This is a genomic window from Natrinema versiforme (genome assembly GCF_005576615.1).
Lineage (GTDB): Archaea > Halobacteriota > Halobacteria > Halobacteriales > Natrialbaceae > Natrinema > Natrinema versiforme_A.
This window is the reverse complement of sequence record NZ_CP040330.1, coordinates 3275431-3292476: the sequence shown is the minus strand read 5'-3', so window position 1 is coordinate 3292476 and position 17046 is coordinate 3275431. Positions and strand designations below refer to the sequence as shown.

Here is a 17046-nt window from a genome sequence, read left to right as displayed (position 1 = left end):
AGTCGTGAACGTACTCGAGATAGTCACGGAGATGATCGAGGGGTACAGTTCCGGTGGAACCGAGGAGGCGGTGGCGGAGGGTGTCGAGGAGACAGCGGAAGAAGCGACCGGTCGGGATCTCTGACGACGGCCACCAAATGACGTATTTCGTCGTCGGTGCTACCATCGTGTTTATCGGACTGTGCCTCTGTCTCGTTACTCGATAACCGGCATTCCGTTCGGGGTAGCCTGTCCCTCAAGAGGTGCGAGGCTGTCAGTACGCCCGTGAGTAGCAACTCGATCACAAACGAGAGCGACACGTTCGAGATCGGCGATTCGACCGTCCACCGGCTGGGATTCGGCGCGATGCGGCTCACCGGCGAGGATATTATCGGCGCGCCCGACGACGAGGACCTCGCGTGCGAGGTCGTTCAACACGCCGTCGACTGTGGCGTCGACCTCATCGACACGGCCGACTCCTACGGCCCTGCCGTGAGCGAGCGACTCATCGGCGAGGCGATCGGCGACCCGGACGACGTGCTGATCGCGACCAAGGCGGGCCTGTTGCGCAACCGCGACGGTGACTGGATCGCCCACGGCGATCCGGATTACATCCGGAATCAGGCTCTCACGTCGCTCGATCGGCTCCAGACGGACACCATCGACCTCTACCAGTTCCACCGGCCCGACGACGAGGACACCCCCTTCGAGGACTCCATCGCGGCCTTCGCGGAACTCAAAGACGAGGGCGTCGTCGACGAGGTCGGCGTCAGTAACGTCTCCGCCGAACTCCTCGACCGGGCCCGCGAACAGGTCGAAATCGCGACCGTCCAGAACCGGTACAACCTCAACGACCGCGGGAGCCGGGAGGTCCTCGAGATCTGTGACGACGAGGACATCGGTTTCATCCCGTGGGCCCCGATCAACGGCGACGATCTGGACGAACACGGCGAACTCCTCGACGAAATCGCCGAGGAACACGACGCGACCCGCCGACAGGTCGGGCTGGCGTGGCTGCTCGAGCGTTCCGAGGTCATCCTCCCGATTCCGGGGACATCGGATCCGGACCACCTCGAGTCGAACATCGCCGGCTCGCAGCTCTCGCTCAGCGAGGACGAGGTACAGCGACTGACCGAGGCGGCGGACTGAGTCACCCCGTTTTCGATTCCAGCCGAGTCGGCCGGACCGGCTCGAGCGGGGCCGAAGCCGTTAGCCGTCGAGTTGGGCAGCGATACGCTGGGAGAGCGCGGTGAGGTAGAACGAGCCCCAGACTGCGGCGACGACGGCCCCGACGACGTCGTAGACGAGGTCGACGATCGTATCGCTCAGGCCGTGCTGGGCGACGACGGCCCCGATACCGAGTTGCTGTGCGCTCCAGTCGAGGGTGAACTCCAGCAGTTCCCAGACGACGCCGAAGGCGAGGACGAACACGAGGATGAACGCGAACAGCATTGCCGCTGGGAAATAGATCTCGTCGGTGTGGAGGTCGATCGCCCGGACGACCGCGTAGCCCGCCGCGGCGACGATCGACGCTGAGATCGTGTGCGTCAGGCTATCCCACGGGCTGATGAGCGCGTACAACCCGGCCGAGCCGAGCACGTGGAGGAACACCGCCGCCGTGAGCCAGAACACGAGCCCCGGCTCGAGCGTGAGTCGGTAGTCCCGCTCGAGGATGGCGGGGAGGAAGGTGATCGCGAGTGCGATGGCGGCGTTCGAGACCGTCGTCAGATCGAGGGTGACGATTCCGTACAGCAGGAGGACGCCGAGGGCCACCTGCATGATCCGGGAGAGTCGCCTGACCGTCGATTCGGGGGCGTCTAACTGATCGCGGATCAGGGTCGGGACGGGGTCCGGTTCGGAATCGGGGGAGGTCTCCCGCGGCGTCGGCGTCCGCTGGGTTTCGATGTCGTCGCTGTAGGACCCGAAGTACCGGCTGAAGATGACGCCCGCGAACAGGCCGGCGATCGCCGCGTACGCGAAGTTGATCATCAGGTCGCGATTGGCCGCGTCCTGTGACCGCCCGTCGAGAATGTAGTTCGTCCCGAACGTCACGTCGGCGAGCCACTGGGCGACGTGCCACGCGCCGGCGACGGCCAGCGTCGTGAGCACGACCAGCACGACCGCGAACGCGTGGTTCATCCGGACGGCCGTGAACCGATCGATCTCGATGGTGGCGACGAGCGCGATCGCGGCGACGGCGACGTAGATGGCGATCGAGGTGAGAACCGTCTCGCCGAGTATCGTCGCGTCGACGATGGGGAGCAACACGAGGACCAGCAGCTCCCAGGGCGGCATCACGAGCGGATCCCGAAACGCGACGGCCGGGAGCAAGACGATCGCGACCGCAAAGCCGGTAAAGGCGAACCAGCGGTACGAGTCGCCGAGCCCGTGATTGAGTGCGAGCACGACGAGCGCGAACGTGATCACCCAGGCGAGCGCCGCGTTCTGCTGCGTTTTGCCGAACATCTCGCCGTGCTGGGTATCCGCCATACGACGCGCTACGGGCCGGCGCTCCTAAACGCGGGCGCATGACAAAGCCGCCGAACGGTCCCATCGCAGTGTCTCGAGACGAGTCCCCCTCGAGGAAGGTATCGTAGCCACTGAAACGATTTAACACTGATCGCAGCGCAGTCCGGCGATCAGGTGTGCAGTGACTTTCAGTGGCTACGATAGCCCTGTTCAGTACTGTTCCTGCACCGCGTCGATCTGGCACTGGATACAGTGGTCGTCGGCGACACAGGCGATGTTGTCGTACGGGCAGTCGTACTCCTCGACGTCGACGGAGAGACGACGTTTCGCGTGCTCCCACTCCGTCTCCCAGTCGTCGATATCCATCCCGGCGGAGGTAAAGACGACGTCGCCGTCCCTGTCGACGATCTTCGCGACCGTGACCGAGCGGTGGTGTTCCTTGACGACGGTTATCGCTTCGTCGTACGATGTACAGCGGATGCGCTCGGTTCCCGTCCGGTCGTCTAACAGCCGAACGACGATGGAGCCGTCGTACTCCTCCGTCGGCTCCAACCCATGGGTCATGTCTGCTACTGACGGAACGACATATAAAAAACTGCGCGTCAGCGAACTGGTTCGTCCTCGAGCTTCGATCGGTCTGGGTGCGAGAATCGAACCACGCCGAGACGTGCTCGCTGCGCTGCGCGCGACTCGTCTGGTTCGATCTCGCCGTCCGGCTTTTCCACTCCTCCCGATGGTTGTCGTGAAAAAGTCCGGGTGCGAGAATCGAACCCGCGTCTCAGCCTCCACAAGGCTGAAGGATAACCACTACCCCAACCCGGACACGTGTACAGGTTATCCTACGGCCGGTTGGATTCAAATACGTTACGACTCTTCGATACGGTGTGGGGAGCCATACCGCGCGATTTCGGCCGCCGTGTGCGGGTCGCGGTAGCTCGTCACATCCGTGTCCGGTCGCGACCGAGACGTTTTTCGACCCACAGCCCCTAGGACCGCCAACGCGTGGCTATCACCGATAAGATCTACATCAAGAACCACCGGCAGCTCAGCTCCCAGCTCGAGACGAACATCCCCAAGGGAGCGTTCAAGGGCGCGACGCTCGATATGCTCTTTCAGGGCGACGGCCTCGAGAAACTCGACGACGCGACTCGCGATCGGGTGCTCGATTTCACGCAGGACTTCCTCGACTGCGGCTGTGACAACAACCCCTACTGTGGCTGCCCGGAACGGAAATTCATCAGGTACCTGCTCGAACTACGCGCACAGGGGCTCGGCCCGGACGCGATCGTCGACGTGATGACCGACGACTACATGGTCTATGCCTACTCCGGCGACGTGCTCTCCTTCCTCGATAACGGCGTCCGAACCCTCGAGGCCGCGGAGGGACTCGCTCGCGTCGACGGCGCGGACGAGAAGTACGACGAGATCCGGCAGGCGAAACGGGAACTCGAGCGGTAACGGGACTGCGGGCTCTCAGCCACGACCGCCGGCAGTGCTCGATACCAGTCGCAGTACTCTATCCGTCGCTGCCGTCCGTCCTCGTTATCGTAACTGATACGATTCGTCTTCGTCTTCTAACTCGTCTAACTCGTCGAGCAGCAGTACCTCGTCTTCCTCGTCCTCGAGTCGGTCCTGCAGGTCGTTGACGTAGCCCTTGTACTCGTCGAGTTGCTCCCGGAGGTGCTCGGCCTCGAGTTCGAGTCGCTCGTGTTCGCGGATGAAGCGCTTCGGGACTTCAACGGTCGGCGGGAACGAAATCTCGTCCCCGTCCTCACTGGTCCGGGCCTCGAGGTCGTCCTCGGGGACGACCTCGACCTGCCCGTCGTGTTCGACGAGTTGGTCGACGTAATCCCGGAAGACCGCGGACAGCGAGATGTCGCGTTCTTCGGCGATCGCCTGCAGGGCCTCGAACGCGTCCTCGTTGACCCGAAACGAGATGGTCTTGTTCTTGTTCCCCATCGATACCCCTAGTCGTCGTTCACGACACTTAACCATTTGTCAGACGGGGGGATTCGATCGGCGAGGCGCGGGCTGCGGATCCCGGTCGAATCGACTCGGCGCTCGACCCGGCAGGCTATCCATCTCGAGGCCCAATTGACGGCTAATGCTGTCCGACACGCCGGGACTTCACCACGTGACGGGGATCGTCGGGGATCCACAGGAGGCGATCGACTTCTACAGCGGCGTCCTCGGCGTTCGACTCGTCACGCAGACGGTCAACTTCGAGGATATCCTGCAACATCACCTCTATTTCGGCGACGCCTCCGGGACGCCGGGGACGGTCCTGACACACTTCCCGGACCCCCACGGCGATCCCGGCCGACCCGGCAAGCCCCAGATCGAATCGGTCTCGTTCGTCGTCCCGGCCGAGTCGCTCGCGTACTGGGACACCCGACTCGCGGATCACGACGTTACGACCGAGGGGCCGCTCGAGCGATTCGACGAGCGGGTACTGCGGTTCGAGGACCCCGCAGGCACCCGCGTCGAACTCGTGGCCGGCCCGCCGGTGCCGACCGATATCGAACCGTGGACCGCCGGCCCCGTCCCGGCGGACCGCGCACTCTGTGGCCTTCACGGTGTTTCCACCCTGTCGGTCAACCCCTACGCGACCGCGGGGACGCTCGAGACGCTTGGGTTCGAGCACGACGCGGAAGAGGGCGACCGAATCCGGTATCGCGCGTCCGGATCGCGAGCGACCGTCGTAGACGTGCTCGACCGCGACGCCGGATTCGGCCGCGAAGGGACGGGGACGCTCCACCACGTCGCGGTCCGCGTCGAACGCGAGGACGACCTCCACGAGTGGCGGGAACTCTTCGACGACCGCGGCTACGACGTCTCCCGGGTCAAAGACCGGCACTTCTTCCACTCGCTGTACGTCCGCGAGCCGGGCGGGATTCTCTTCGAACTGGCGACCGAGACCGGCGGCGTCGCGGCAAGCGAGGGAACGGCCGAACCCGGCGAGTCGCTCTATCTCCCCGACTGGTTCGAACGAGATCGCGACCTGATCGAAAGTCAGTTGCCGGCGCTGACGGTTCCGACGGGCGGCGGTGACGACGACACGCCATGACGGACTCGAACCACTCGATGGACGCCGTCTCGGGACCCCACGCCGGCCGACCGCTGCTCACCGCCGGTGCGCCCGCACTCGCCGCGGAGGCTGCGCTCGTCTGTTGTCACGGCCGCGGCGCGACCGCACAGGGCGTCATCAACCTCATGAAACCGGTCGCGCAACACGGCGTCGCCGTCCTCGCGCCCCACGCGGAGCGAAGCCGCTGGTATCCGAAGCCGTCGACCGCACCGCGGACCGACAACGAACCGTGGCTCACCTCGAGCGTCGACTGCGTTTCGGCCGCACTCGAGCAAGCGCGCACGATCGATATTCCGCCCGAGCGGACCGTCATCGCGGGCTTCTCACAGGGTGCCTGCGTCGCCGCGGAGTTCGTCCGACGCAGTCCGGCCCGCTACGGCGGTCTCGCCGCCCTCTCGGGGCTGCTTCCCGGATTGACCGAGGAACTCCGTTCGACCGCGATCGACGGCTCGCTCGAGGGGACGCCAGTCCTCGTCGGCTACGGTGCGGACGATCCGCACGTCGACCGCGAGCGGGTCGCCGAGACGGTCCGCGTCTTCGAGCGAGCGGATGCCGCAGTCGACGAGCGGCGCTATCCCGAGACGGGCCACGAGGTCACCGACGACGAGTTCGACGCGATCGGCGCGATGCTCGAGGCCCTGCTATAGACTCCACGCTCACGGTTCGAAAACAAAGAGAACGGCCGGTGGCTCGTGCCTCAGACCGTCGCTTCCGCGTCGTCGCTCTCCTCGACGGTCTCGAGGCTCTCGAGCGCCTGAATCACGTCGTTGCGGTAGTTGACGACGGGCGAGTCGTAGCGCTCGCGGGCCATCTCGGCGTATTCGTTCGTCGGTGCGGTCGAGCCGCTTTCGGGCGCTTCCTGTTCCGCTTCCCACTCCTCGAAGGCCTCGATGCGGTCGAGCGTTTGCTCGGCGGTTTCGACGACCCAGCGGTCGCGGGTGGCGTCGTCGACGACCGCGATGGACTCGGGTCGCAGGGAGACGTTGACGGTGCCGTCGTCGGTCTCGTAGGTGCGGGGTTTGCCGACGATGGAGACGTAGGCCGGCGGTTCCGTGTCCCGCAGGACCGAGGCGGCCTCGGGCTGGTACTGGCCGGCGTAGACGAAGAACGTCCCGGTCGGGTCGACGACCCGGCCGCGCCAGTACTCGCTGTCGTCGCCGACGTCTTCGGTTTCGGTGAGGGTGCCGGCGACGAACACGCGGTTGGCGCGGTCGCCGGTCGGGAGCAGCGCGTAGTTGGGTGCGCGCTCGTCGTCGCTCTCTTTGAAGGTATACGTCGAATCGTTGAATTCGGATGCGAAGACGCGGCGGGCGACTTCGCGGGTGAGTTCTGACTGGCTCATTTCACATCGACCTCGCTTTGATCAGCAGTTCCTCCGGATCCGCTGGCCCGTCGAGTTCTTCGACGTCGTCGGCCAGCACGTAGCGGCCGAACGTCGGCCCCTCGATGCGGTAGTAGGTGCCGATAATGTCCTCGGCGATCTCGTCGGCGACGACGGTCGTATCGAGCGCGTCCATCGCCATGTCCTTCGCTTCCTCGAGGCTCAGCCCGGTCAGCTCCTCGGTGGCGTCCTTGTCGAAGATGACCTCGTGGGCGTCGATGCCGTCGTCGACGACGGCCTTGATGCGGAGGTCGAATTCCCCCTCGCCCTCGCCGTGTTCGTTACAGCGGCCGTTCTGGAGGACGCGGGTACAGCCCTCCTCCGGACAGCGCTTGATCAGCCCGCTGCCGCTCTGCATGTCGACCAGTGCGCCCTCGATCTCGCTGGTGTCGTTGCCGACTTCGAGGTCCTCGTCGAGTTCCTCGATCACCGTCGTCGAGTTGAGTTTGACCGAGTACCGGCCCTGATACTCGTCGGTGACGACGTTGCGAAGCTCGTAGACCCCGCCTTCCTCGAGCGCGGGGAGATCGGATTTGGCCCACTTGGTGAACTTGATCGTCCCCGTCGGGTCGCCCAGCAGACCGACCTGTGCGACCGAGTCGCTGCGGGGATCCCAGAGTTCGATGACCTTCGCGGTGAGGTCGATCCACTCCTCGGGTTCGTCGACGTCCTCGACGTTGGCCGCCTCGCTGTCACCGCTCGAGATGTCCTCGCGCTCGAGGCCGGCCTCCTCGAGGTAGTGGTTGGTGACGCTCCGGCGCGCCTCGTCGATCGGTACTTTGTATTCGTCGACGAGCGTGGTTAGGCGCTCCTCGACGTCCTCGACGCTCACGTCGTCGAGGTGATCCGAAAACTGCTCGTGGATATCGTCCGCGTGTTGTCGTACGTCGCTCATTGTGTCTCGCCTCCTCTTTGGTTTCACTGGGAGGCATACGTCCGTTCGCGCCCGATAGTATTTAAATTACGGGGACCGGAGTGAAAGTGAACGTCGGCGGAAGAAACCGACGGACGGCGTCGACGGGCCGATTCAGGACGACAGTATTGGGGCGCAGTCGTGGCAATCCGTTCCTACTGCTCGCCGACCGCCAGCGCGGCCTCGAGCGCGTCGCCGATCGTCTCGGTGCCCGCGTCGTCGACGGCGACGAGCGGCGGCCGAACGTCGTCGCCGGGGATGACGCCGCGTTCGGCCAGCGCGGTCTTGGCCGCCGGGGCGAAGCCGTGGGTCGTACACGCCTCGAAGAGGCGCGAGATCGCATCGCGCTGTAGCTCCCGGCCGCGCTCGTCGTCGGCTCGCTCGAACGCCTCTCCCATGATCTCGGGAACGACGTTCGACAGCGCGTTGACCCCGCCGTCGGCACCCATCCGCAGCGCGGGCACCAGCAGGGCGTCGTACCCCTGCAGACAGAGGAACTCCTCGGGCGTCCCCTCGAGCACCGACAGGAAGTACGCGAGGTCGCCGCTCGAGTCCTTGATCCCGAGCGCTCGCTCGTGGTCCGCGACGGCGGCGACGGTCTCGGGCTCGATTCGCTGGCCCGTACACTGCGGGATGTTGTACAGCAGGAGGGGCAGCGACGCGTCCTCGAGGACGGCCTCGAAGAACCGCTGGTTCCCCTCGGGCGCGTTCGCGGCGATGAAGTAGGGCGCGACGATCGCGGCCGCGTCGGCACCGGCTTCGGCGGCGCGGTCGATCGCCGCGACCGTGTCGGCGACGCTCGTCGCCGCGGCCCCCGCGACGACCGGCACCTCGGCGTGCTCGACGGTCGTCTCGAGAACGCGGTGTTGCTCGTCGGCCGTCAGCGACGGGAACTCGCCGGTCGTTCCGCAGGGGAAGACCGCGTCGATACCGCCCTCGTGGAGGTGGTCGAGCAGGTCGCCCAGTGCGTCTTCGTCGATCGCGCCGTCGTCGAACGGCGTCACCAGCGGACAAGTGATCCCTCGAAGCGAATCGTGGATAGCCATATCTGTGAATTCGGCTATCTGGCCAAAACCGTTGTCATCGTTGTCATCCGCTCGGCGAATCGCACGACCGGCCACGGCCAACAGTATATGTGTCCGGCGGGCGAACGATGGCCCAATGGCGGACCGGCGTCAACTCGAGCGGTTCCTCCGTTCGACGCTGCAGGAGGCGGGCGAGCAGTTCGAAGAGCTCCGCAGATCGACCGACGAGCAACTCGGGGAGGCCCGCGATTCGTACGAAGTCGCGAAGAACGCCCGCGGACTGCCCTCGGACGAGGCGGGCCGGGCGAAGATCGTCTGCCGGCGCTACGCCGAGCAGCGCGCGGCGAAACTCGACGAGGAGTACCGGCCGGCCTGTTACGAGGCGGGCCATCCCGACTGCGAAGGCTGTGCGGAGGACGTCCGCGAAGGGCGCATCGAGACCTGGTAAGATGGATCGGCCCGTCATCGCCTGTGTCCTGGCCGGCGGCACCGGCAGCCGACTCTATCCCGCGAGCCGGGGCGACCGCCCGAAACAGTTTCTCGCGCTCGGCGGCGAGCGTTCGCTGCTCTCCCGGACGATGGACCGAACGGCCTTCGCCGACGAGCGCTACGTGCTCACTCGAGACTCCTTCGCCGACGAAATCCACGATCACGCGCCCGAAGCGGGCGTGCTGGTCGAACCCGACGGAAAGGACACCGGCCCGGCGCTGGTCTACGCCGCGTGGCGGCTCCGCGAACGGTTCGATCGGGAGCCGGTGTTGGTCTGTCTCCCCAGCGACCACCACGTCGACGACGAGGCGGCGTTCGCGACGCGGCTCGAGCGAGCCGCCGAAATCGCGGTCGAAACGGACGGGCTGATCACGCTGGGCGTCGAGCCGACGCGGCCCTCGACGGGCTACGGCTACGTCGTTCCCTCGAGAAGCGATTTCGACGGCGGCTCCGGCGGCGCTGACTACGCCGCGGTCGATCGCTTCACTGAGAAACCCGACCGCGAGGCGGCGGCGCGACTCGTCGAGTCCGGCGCGTACTGGAACGCCGGCGTCTTCGCGTGGACGCCCGGCGCGCTGTTGCACGCGGCCCGGGACTCGCCGCTTTCCCCGTTGGTCGCGGCGCTCGAGGACGACGACCCGGACCGCGGCTTCGACGCGGTCGACCCCGTTAGCGTGGATTACGCGATCATGGAGCGCGCCGCCGACGTCTTCGTCACCCCGCTGTCGGTCGCGTGGGACGACCTCGGAACGTGGGACGCCGTCGGCCGAACCCTCGAGGCCGCCGCCGATGCCGACGACGCGGGAGCCGCGGCCAACGACGCCGTCGCGGGGGATATCCTCCCGATCGACGCCGCGAACAACGTCGTCGCTGCTCCCGACGCTCACGTCTCGCTGCTCGAGGTGGAGGACCTGATCGTGGCCGCGTACGACGACCGAATCCTCGTCGCGCCGCGGGACTCCTCACAGCGGGTCCGCGACGCGGTCGCTCGACTGCGCGAGCGCGACCTGTTCTGAGAAGGCTGCGGGTACCCGTCGGATATCCGCCCAAAAGAACGTGAGCGGACGCTCTCGCCCGTTAGTTCGAGTCAGCCGATCCCATTTCGTCGCCCCCGTTCTGGGGCCACATCGCCCAGACCAGCAGTCCGAGGACGAACACACCGGCGAGGGCGACCGACTCGAGGACCGAGAGTTCGACCCCGAACCACGAGAGCGCCGTCCGGAACTCGACGACGAACGGCACGAGGACGGCCACGACGACCAGCAGCGCACCCGGCGAGATGCGCATCTACGGCAGCACCTCCCGGACGGACTCGAGGAGGAGCGCGGGGTCGGTCCCGATGGTCAATTTGAAGCCGTCGATGCCCGGGCCGAACACGCCGCCGGAGTCGATGATACTGGCGAGCGGGAGCGTGTAGGCGAAGATCACGAGGACGGTGGCGATGGCGGTCCAGAGTTTGAGGTTGTCGAGGATTTCCGGCGCGTCCTCGGCCCCCGAGAGCGTTCCGGCGTAGGTGTTGTCCGGGATCGCGTCGCTGGTCCCGTTGAACGATGTCAGAACCATGTTCAGGAGGAACAGGGCCAGCGAGACGGTCAGGATCACGGCACCGAGGGCGACCTGCGCGTTGATCTCGCCGACGGTCCCGGCGGCCGGCTCGAACGAGAAGTTCTGGTACTGTGGCTCGGCGGTCCGGCGGGGCATCCCGAACAGTCCCGAACGGTGCATCGCGTTCGACATGAACGTCATGCCGACGAACCAGAGCAGGACCTGTCCCAGCGCGACGGAGCGGTTCCACAGCCGCTTGCCGGTTACCTGCGGGATGAACCAGTAGGCCGCCGCCATGAACGTCAGCGCGACGGCGGTGCCGACAGTCAGGTGGAAGTGACCGACGACCCACCAGGTGTTGTGGACGAGGTAGTTGATGTTCATCCCCGCGTTGATCATGCCGGAGAAGCCGGCCGCGGCGAACATCAGGCCCGCGAGCGCCATACCGGTAAAGACCGGATCGCGCCACGGCAGGGCTTTGAGCCAGCCGAGATAGCCCTTCCCGCCGCGCTGGCGCGCGCCGTGTTCCATGCTCGCGACGACGGTAAAGGCGGTCAGCAGGCTGGGCAGCAGCAGGAACATCGTGTTCGTCATCGCGATGAACTTGTACCCCTCAGCGATGCCGGGGTCCAGATACTGGTGGTGGATGCCGAGCGGCGTCGAGAGCAACAGGAACAGCACGAAGACGACGCGCGCGAGCGGGTCGCTGAACAGCTTCCCGCCGGAGAACTTCGGCAGCATGATGTACCACATGATGTACGTCGGCATCAGCCAGAAGTAGACGACGGCGTGGCCGAAGTACCAGAACAGCGTCCGGGTCAGCAGCGGGTTGACCGAGTCAACGAGTCCCAGCGACCACGGCAGCAGGAAGACGAGGATCGACAGGGCGACGCCGAACGTACAGATGTACCAGAACAGCGTCGTCGTCAGCACCATGAACGTCGGGAGCGGGATCCGCTCGTCGGGGTTGTCCTCACGCCAGGCGAACCACGTCCTGAACCAGTCGACGCCGGCCAGCCAGGAGCCGACGACGAACAGCACCAGTCCGATATAGAAGAAGGGGTGCGCTTCCAGCGGCGCGTAGAACGTAAAGAGGACGTCCGCGTTCAGCGGCGCGCCGAGGATCTCCGGCGCGTCCTCGAGGAAGCCGGCGAAGATCGTGACGCCGACCAGCACCGTGCCGACGACCATCATGGCGTACCACGACCAGGTAAAGCGGGTGTCGACGACGCCCCGCTCGAGGCTTGTCGTCACCGCCCAGGTGAAGATGCCCACGAGGAAGAAGATCGTGAACGTGATCGCCAGCAGGACGCCGTGGGCGGTCAACACGGTGTAGTAGTCCGCCGAGTCGATGAATCGGACGACGTCCGTCCGGTGGAGCGCCTGGACGAGCCCGAGCGTGCCGCCGATGGCCAGCGCGAGGAACGAACTCCAGAACGCGGCCGTGATCACCTTCGCTTCCGCGGGGAACTGGTCGATGTAGGCGTTACGCATCGCCGTCACCTCCGTCGGAGCCGCCGTTGCCGTCCACGACGGTGAGCGTGTCGCTCTCTTCCTCGTCCTCGACGGACACCGTCCAGTCGTGGTCGCCCGCGCCGAGTTCGTCGGTGTCGACCGCGAACTCGACGGATTCGCTGCCGGCGCCCTCGATCGTGACGTCTTCGTCGTACTGCTGGTCGCCGATCTCGAGGGTCACGGTCGTCTCGAGGTCGGTCTGCATCCCGTCGCTGACGGTCGCGTTGATCGTCGTCTCGTTGCCCGCCTCGACCTCGTCGGGGGCCTCGACGTCCAGTTCGGTCAGGTCGAACTCGTCTTCCGGAACGACGGTCAGGAGCCCTTCCATCGTGTGGTGGCGTTCCCCGCAGTACTCGTTACAGAGGATGCCGTACTCGCCCGGGTCGTCGAACCGAACGGTCATCTCCGAGACCTGTCCGGGGATGACCATCGTGTTGACGTTCGTTCCGACGACCGAGAAGCTGTGTGTCACGTCCCGACTCGTCACGTAGAACGTCACTTCGCTGTTCGATGGCACCTCGATTTGGTCCGGGCTGTACGACCACGCCTGCGCGACGACGGCGACTTCGTACTCGTTGCCGCCGACGTGTTCGACGCCGGGCTCGGCGAAGCGTTCGTCGTCATTGATCTCGCTCGGCGTGATGTCCCCGCCGTCGTCGTCGACCATCGCGATTCCGGGGCCGACCGCGCCGTAAGTGATCGTCGCGATGAAGCCGACGATCAACACCATCGCGGCGCCCAGCCAGATCTTTTCGTAGGTGTGGATGTTCATGCCAGTCCCACCACCGTCAGGATCACCCCGACGACGGTCGGGCCGTTGCCGAGGAACTCGACGAAGTACATGAACAGCCAGAGCAGTACCAGTATGAGGAAGTAGAGCGCGATCAGGATCGCCGTCCCGATCGGATCGAACTCGTCGTGCCCGATCGTGCGAATCGCCCCGGTCTCGCCGGAGTCGCTTTCGGCGGCCTGATCGGCCGTCCGTTGTTCTGTCGCCGAACTCATACGGGTTGGTAGGGAAGGGTGAGCACTTACGACCGCTCGTAATTCCAGAGCGATGGGAACTTCTCGAGGTATTAACCCGTTGACCGCCCCAGAAACGGCTATGACCCTCGAGACAGTCACACCGCGGTATGCGGCAGCCGTCGGACTACTCGCGGTCGTGCCGGTGCTCGTCTACGGAGTCACGAACTCCGGACTCGCCGGCCTCGTCAGCGCGGTCAACGTCGCGGTGATCATCGGCTCGTTATACCTCGCGATGTCGCCGGTCGAGGGATCACACGGCGCTCACTCCGCGACCGATAACGGAGCCGCCAGGTGATGTCGATGGCCGGACGACAGCTGTAGATGACGCTCATAGCACTCGCGAGCGCCGGGCCGGGGCTCGGACTCGAGCACGCGGACCTGGTCGTCCTCTTCGTCGTCGGCCTGCTCGCCGGCGCCCACTGTCTCGGAATGTGTGGGCCGCTGGTGACGGCCTACGCCGACCGGATCGGCACCGCCAGCGACAAGCGCCGGGACGACACGCTCACCGGCTACGAGGTGCGCCAGCACGCGCTGTTCAACCTCGGCCGGACGGCGAGCTACGCGACGATCGGCGGCTGCTTCGGACTCCTCGGCGCGGCGACGGTCGCCTCGAGCGAGGCCGTCGCCGCGGTCGGCGACTCCGTCCGGGGTGCGACGGGAATCCTCGTCGGGATCGCCATCATCGCGAGCGGGCTCTACTACATCCGCGGGCGCACGGCCGTCCCCGGCCACGATCTTCCCGTCCTCGGGACGCTGTTCCGGCGGCTCTCGGGGCTGCTCTCGAGTCGGATCGACCGACTCGCGACCTCGCTGGGGATCGCCGCCCTCGGCGCGGTCCACGGATTCATGCCGTGTCCCATCATCTACCCGGCGTACCTCTACGCGTTCGCGGTCGGCTCGCCGACCCGCGGGGCCCTCTCGCTCGCCGTCCTCGGGCTCGGGACGATTCCGACGCTGTTCGCCTACGGCACCGTCCTGACTGCCCTCGAGTCGAGGACCCGCGTCCGCCTTCACCGCGGGCTCGGCGTCGGCTTCGTCGTCCTCGGCTACGTCCCGCTCTCGCACGGACTGATGCTGTACGGAATCCACCTGCCTCACCCGCCGCTGCCGTTCGCACCACCGTTCTAACGATGTGCTCAGACTCACGGAACCCAGAATCGTCCGAACGCGCGCAGACGCCCGCCTCGCCGTCGCCGGCCGACGGGAGCGACGGCTGCGACCTCTGTGACCTGCCGACTCCCGCGGAGCCGCTCACCGATCCGGCCGTCGACGGCACCTACTGCTGTCGGGGCTGTCTCGAGGTCGCGCGAACCCTCGAGCAACGCGACGACGGCCCCGACGAGGCGGCGGTTCGATCCCGGCTAGACGGGGCAGACGCGACAGCGGGCCGCGACCTCGACGATCTCGACGGCGAGGACGCCTTCCTCGCGGTCGACGGGATGCACTGTTCGACCTGCGAGGCCTTTCTCGAGTCGGTCGCCGAGCGCGAGGCGGGCGTCCTGGGCGCGACGGCGAGTTACGCGACAGACACGATCCGGATCGTCTACGACCCCGACCGGCTCGCGGCCGACGACCTCCCGGAGATCATCTCGGGCTACGGCTATACCGCGGCCGACCGATCGGCCGCCGACAGCGACCCGGACGACGACGGGCTCACTCGGCTGCTGCTCGGCGGCTTCTTCGGGATGATGGTCATGGTGTGGTACGTCCTCTTTCTCTACCCGACCTACTTCGATCTCGAGCCAATCGTCGCCTTCGACGGCTACGAGCTCGCGTTCCTGTCGGCGAACATCTGGGCGTTCACGTCGTTCATCCTCTTCTATACCGGGTATCCGATCCTTCGAGGCGCGTCCGTCAGCCTCCGGGCGGGCCGGCCGAACATGGACCTGCTGGTCGCGACGGCCGCGCTCGGCTCGTACGGCTACAGTGCGGTCGCGATCGTCCTCGGGGAGAGTCACCTCTACTTCGACGTCACCGTCGCCGTCGTCCTCGTCGTCACCGCGGGCACCCACTACGAGCGGGCGGTCAAGCGCCGCGCCACGGGGCTGCTCTCGGAACTGACCGAACGACAGGTCGACGAGGCCTGCCTCGAGAGCGGCGAAACGGTCCCGCTCGAGGCCGTCGACCCCGGCGATCGGCTGCTTGTCCGCCCCGGCGAGCGGGTCCCCCTCGACGGCGAGGTCCTCGAGGGCTCGGCCGCGATCGACGAGTCGCTGGTCACCGGCGAGTCCCTCCCCGTCCGGAAGGCCCCCGGCGACGACCTCCGCGGCGGTACCGTCGTCACCGACGCGCCGATCGTCCTCGCGGTCGGCGACGAGGCCGAGAGCACGCTCGATCGGCTCGTCTCGCTGCTCTGGTCGATCCAGAGCGCCCGACCCGGCGTCCAGCGGCTCGCGGACAAGCTCGCGACGGTGTTTGTCCCGCTGGTCGTCGCCCTCGCCGTCGGGACGGCCGCCGTCCTGCTCGCGACCGGCTCGAGCCCGTCGACCGCCCTCCTGATCGGGCTGACGGTCGTCATCGTCTCCTGTCCCTGTGCGCTCGGGCTGGCGACGCCGCTGGCGATCGCCGCGGGCGTCCAGGCCGCCGCGAAGCGCGGGATCGTCGTCGCCGCGGAGACGATCTTCGAAGACGCGCCGGACGTCGACGTCGTCGTGCTGGACAAGACGGGAACGCTGACGACCGGGGAAATGGCCGTCGAAGATGTCCACGCCGTCGACGGGACGGCTTCCGACGAGCTACTCCGGCGGGCCGGGACGGTCGAATCGCTGTCGGAGCACCCGATCGCCGCCGCCATCGTCGAAGCGTCGCCCGTCGCCGCGGCCGACGGCGGTTGTCTCGAGGCCGAAAATGACGATGGTACCGTGGCCGGCGCCGACGGCTCCACAGCCGTCGATTCGTTCGAGCGAGCCGACCGCGGCGTCAGCGGCGTCGTCGACGGCGAGCGCGTCGTCGTCGGCCATCCCGACTTCTGTCGCGCTCGCGGGCTGTCGGTTCCCGACGCCCTCGAGTCCCCGATCGCCGACGCCCGTGCGGTCGGTCGCATCCCCGTCGCAGTCGGCTGGGACGGCCGGACCCGCGGTGTCATCGCGGTCGGCGATTCGGAACGCGAGGAACTCGACGCGGCGCTCGAGACGCTTTCGCCGAACCGCGAGATCGTCGTCCTCACCGGCGACGAGGGGCCGGCCGCCGAGCGATTCCGCGAACTCGACGGCGTCGACGAGGTCTTCGCGGGCGTCCCGCCGGCGGCGAAAGCGGAGACCGTCGACCGCCTCCGCACGCGGGGGACGGTCGCAATGGTCGGCGACGGGAGCAACGACGCGCCCGCACTGGCCGCCGCCGATGTCGGCATCGCGATGGGCGGCGGAACCCAGCTCGCGACCGACGCGGCCGACGCGGTGATCGTCGGCGACGACCTCGAGGCGGTCGGCGAAACGCTCGCGGTCGCCGCGAGCACGCACCGGCGCATCCGCCAGAACCTCGGCTGGGCGTTCTGTTACAACGCGGTCGCGATCCCACTCGCTGTCGCCGGACTGTTGAACCCGCTCTTCGCCGCCGTCGCGATGGCCGCGAGCAGCCTCCTGGTCGTGCTCAACTCCTCGCGCTCGATGCGGTGACC

General features: G+C 66.7%; 19 protein-coding genes and 1 tRNA gene. 9 read left to right on the top strand and 11 right to left on the bottom strand.

The genetic code is table 11. From position 1 onward, the window contains the following. Positions 1 to 264 precede the first annotated feature (264 nt). Positions 265 to 1128: an aldo/keto reductase gene (locus FEJ81_RS16335; RefSeq protein ID WP_138246291.1), complete on the top strand. Its 864-nt coding sequence runs from the start codon at positions 265 to 267 to the stop codon at positions 1126 to 1128. 60 nt (positions 1129 to 1188) lie between these two features. On the opposite strand, the gene FEJ81_RS16330 is transcribed toward FEJ81_RS16335, so the two are convergent. From FEJ81_RS16330 to FEJ81_RS16320, 3 genes are all read right to left on the bottom strand, one after another. Then, positions 1189 to 2469, bottom strand: a complete 1281-nt coding sequence (locus FEJ81_RS16330; RefSeq protein WP_138246290.1) for a hypothetical protein — start codon at positions 2467 to 2469, stop codon at positions 1189 to 1191. Between the two features lie 189 nt (positions 2470 to 2658). Beyond that, positions 2659 to 3012 (bottom strand): hypothetical protein, encoded by a 354-nt coding sequence (locus tag FEJ81_RS16325; protein WP_138246289.1) that lies wholly within the window; start codon positions 3010 to 3012, stop codon positions 2659 to 2661. A 186-nt stretch (positions 3013 to 3198) separates the two neighbouring features. After that, positions 3199 to 3270 (bottom strand) — tRNA-His (locus tag FEJ81_RS16320). 180 nt (positions 3271 to 3450) lie between these two features. Between FEJ81_RS16320 and FEJ81_RS16315 the strand changes: the two genes are divergently transcribed. Then, positions 3451 to 3906: a DUF5814 domain-containing protein gene (locus FEJ81_RS16315; protein WP_138246288.1), complete on the top strand. Its 456-nt coding sequence runs from the start codon at positions 3451 to 3453 to the stop codon at positions 3904 to 3906. A gap of 84 nt (positions 3907 to 3990) precedes the next feature. Here FEJ81_RS16315 and FEJ81_RS16310 read toward each other — a convergent pair whose 3' ends face one another. After that, positions 3991 to 4407 carry a ribbon-helix-helix protein, CopG family gene (locus FEJ81_RS16310; RefSeq protein WP_138246287.1) on the bottom strand — a complete coding sequence of 139 codons (417 nt, stop codon included), beginning with the start codon at positions 4405 to 4407 and terminating at the stop codon, positions 3991 to 3993. 145 nt (positions 4408 to 4552) lie between these two features. On the opposite strand from FEJ81_RS16310, the gene FEJ81_RS16305 reads away from it, so the two are divergent. Both FEJ81_RS16305 and FEJ81_RS16300 read left to right on the top strand, forming a co-directional pair. After that, positions 4553 to 5515 (top strand): VOC family protein, encoded by a 963-nt coding sequence (locus FEJ81_RS16305; protein ID WP_138246286.1) that lies wholly within the window; start codon positions 4553 to 4555, stop codon positions 5513 to 5515. Continuing rightward, a complete protein-coding gene (locus FEJ81_RS16300) occupies positions 5512 to 6183 on the top strand; it encodes an alpha/beta hydrolase (RefSeq protein WP_138246285.1) in 672 nt (223 codons plus the stop codon). Before FEJ81_RS16305 ends, FEJ81_RS16300 begins: the two co-directional genes overlap by 4 nt. A 50-nt stretch (positions 6184 to 6233) precedes the next feature. On the opposite strand, the gene FEJ81_RS16295 is transcribed toward FEJ81_RS16300, so the two are convergent. From FEJ81_RS16295 to FEJ81_RS16285, 3 genes are all read right to left on the bottom strand, one after another. Further along, positions 6234 to 6878, bottom strand: a complete 645-nt coding sequence (locus tag FEJ81_RS16295; protein WP_138246284.1) for an RPA family protein — start codon at positions 6876 to 6878, stop codon at positions 6234 to 6236. 1 nt (position 6879) lies between these two features. Next, positions 6880 to 7812, bottom strand: a complete 933-nt coding sequence (locus FEJ81_RS16290) for a replication factor A (RefSeq protein ID WP_138246283.1) — start codon at positions 7810 to 7812, stop codon at positions 6880 to 6882. 173 nt (positions 7813 to 7985) lie between these two features. Beyond that, positions 7986 to 8876, bottom strand: coding sequence for a dihydrodipicolinate synthase family protein (locus FEJ81_RS16285; protein WP_138246282.1), 891 nt, complete (start codon positions 8874 to 8876; stop codon positions 7986 to 7988). Between the two features lie 115 nt (positions 8877 to 8991). Between FEJ81_RS16285 and FEJ81_RS16280 the strand changes: the two genes are divergently transcribed. Further along, on the top strand, positions 8992 to 9303 hold the full coding sequence (locus FEJ81_RS16280) for a DUF7091 family protein (RefSeq protein ID WP_138246281.1): 312 nt from the start codon (positions 8992 to 8994) through the stop codon (positions 9301 to 9303). A 1-nt stretch (position 9304) separates the two neighbouring features. Continuing rightward, a complete protein-coding gene (locus tag FEJ81_RS16275; protein WP_138246280.1) occupies positions 9305 to 10360 on the top strand; it encodes a mannose-1-phosphate guanylyltransferase in 1056 nt (351 codons plus the stop codon). Between the two features lie 61 nt (positions 10361 to 10421). Here the strand turns inward: FEJ81_RS16275 and FEJ81_RS16270 are convergent, their stop codons facing one another. The 4 genes from FEJ81_RS16270 to FEJ81_RS16255 are packed head-to-tail and all read right to left on the bottom strand — an operon-like array spanning position 10422 to position 13409. Next, complete coding sequence (locus FEJ81_RS16270) at positions 10422 to 10631, bottom strand: CbaC protein (RefSeq protein ID WP_138246279.1); 210 nt, start codon at positions 10629 to 10631, stop codon at positions 10422 to 10424. Next, positions 10632 to 12383, bottom strand: coding sequence for a b(o/a)3-type cytochrome-c oxidase subunit 1 (locus FEJ81_RS16265; protein WP_138246278.1), 1752 nt, complete (start codon positions 12381 to 12383; stop codon positions 10632 to 10634). Next, entirely contained in the window at positions 12376 to 13176 is an 801-nt protein-coding gene (locus tag FEJ81_RS16260; RefSeq protein WP_138246277.1) for a cytochrome c oxidase subunit II, read from the bottom strand. The genes FEJ81_RS16265 and FEJ81_RS16260 overlap by 8 nt, the downstream gene beginning before the upstream one ends. Next, positions 13173 to 13409 (bottom strand): hypothetical protein, encoded by a 237-nt coding sequence (locus tag FEJ81_RS16255; protein WP_138246276.1) that lies wholly within the window; start codon positions 13407 to 13409, stop codon positions 13173 to 13175. The genes FEJ81_RS16260 and FEJ81_RS16255 overlap by 4 nt, the downstream gene beginning before the upstream one ends. Positions 13410 to 13509: 100 nt before the next feature. Between FEJ81_RS16255 and FEJ81_RS16250 the strand changes: the two genes are divergently transcribed. Genes FEJ81_RS16250 through FEJ81_RS16240 form a run of 3 tightly spaced genes read left to right on the top strand, consistent with a single transcriptional unit; the run spans position 13510 to position 17044 of the window. Further along, a complete protein-coding gene (locus tag FEJ81_RS16250) occupies positions 13510 to 13725 on the top strand; it encodes a cytochrome-ba3 oxidase subunit (RefSeq protein ID WP_138246275.1) in 216 nt (71 codons plus the stop codon). A gap of 26 nt (positions 13726 to 13751) precedes the next feature. Then, positions 13752 to 14558 carry a sulfite exporter TauE/SafE family protein gene (locus FEJ81_RS16245; protein ID WP_138246274.1) on the top strand — a complete coding sequence of 269 codons (807 nt, stop codon included), beginning with the start codon at positions 13752 to 13754 and terminating at the stop codon, positions 14556 to 14558. 2 nt (positions 14559 to 14560) lie between these two features. Beyond that, positions 14561 to 17044 carry a heavy metal translocating P-type ATPase gene (locus FEJ81_RS16240; protein ID WP_138246273.1) on the top strand — a complete coding sequence of 828 codons (2484 nt, stop codon included), beginning with the start codon at positions 14561 to 14563 and terminating at the stop codon, positions 17042 to 17044. The last annotated feature ends 2 nt before the right edge of the window (positions 17045 to 17046 follow it).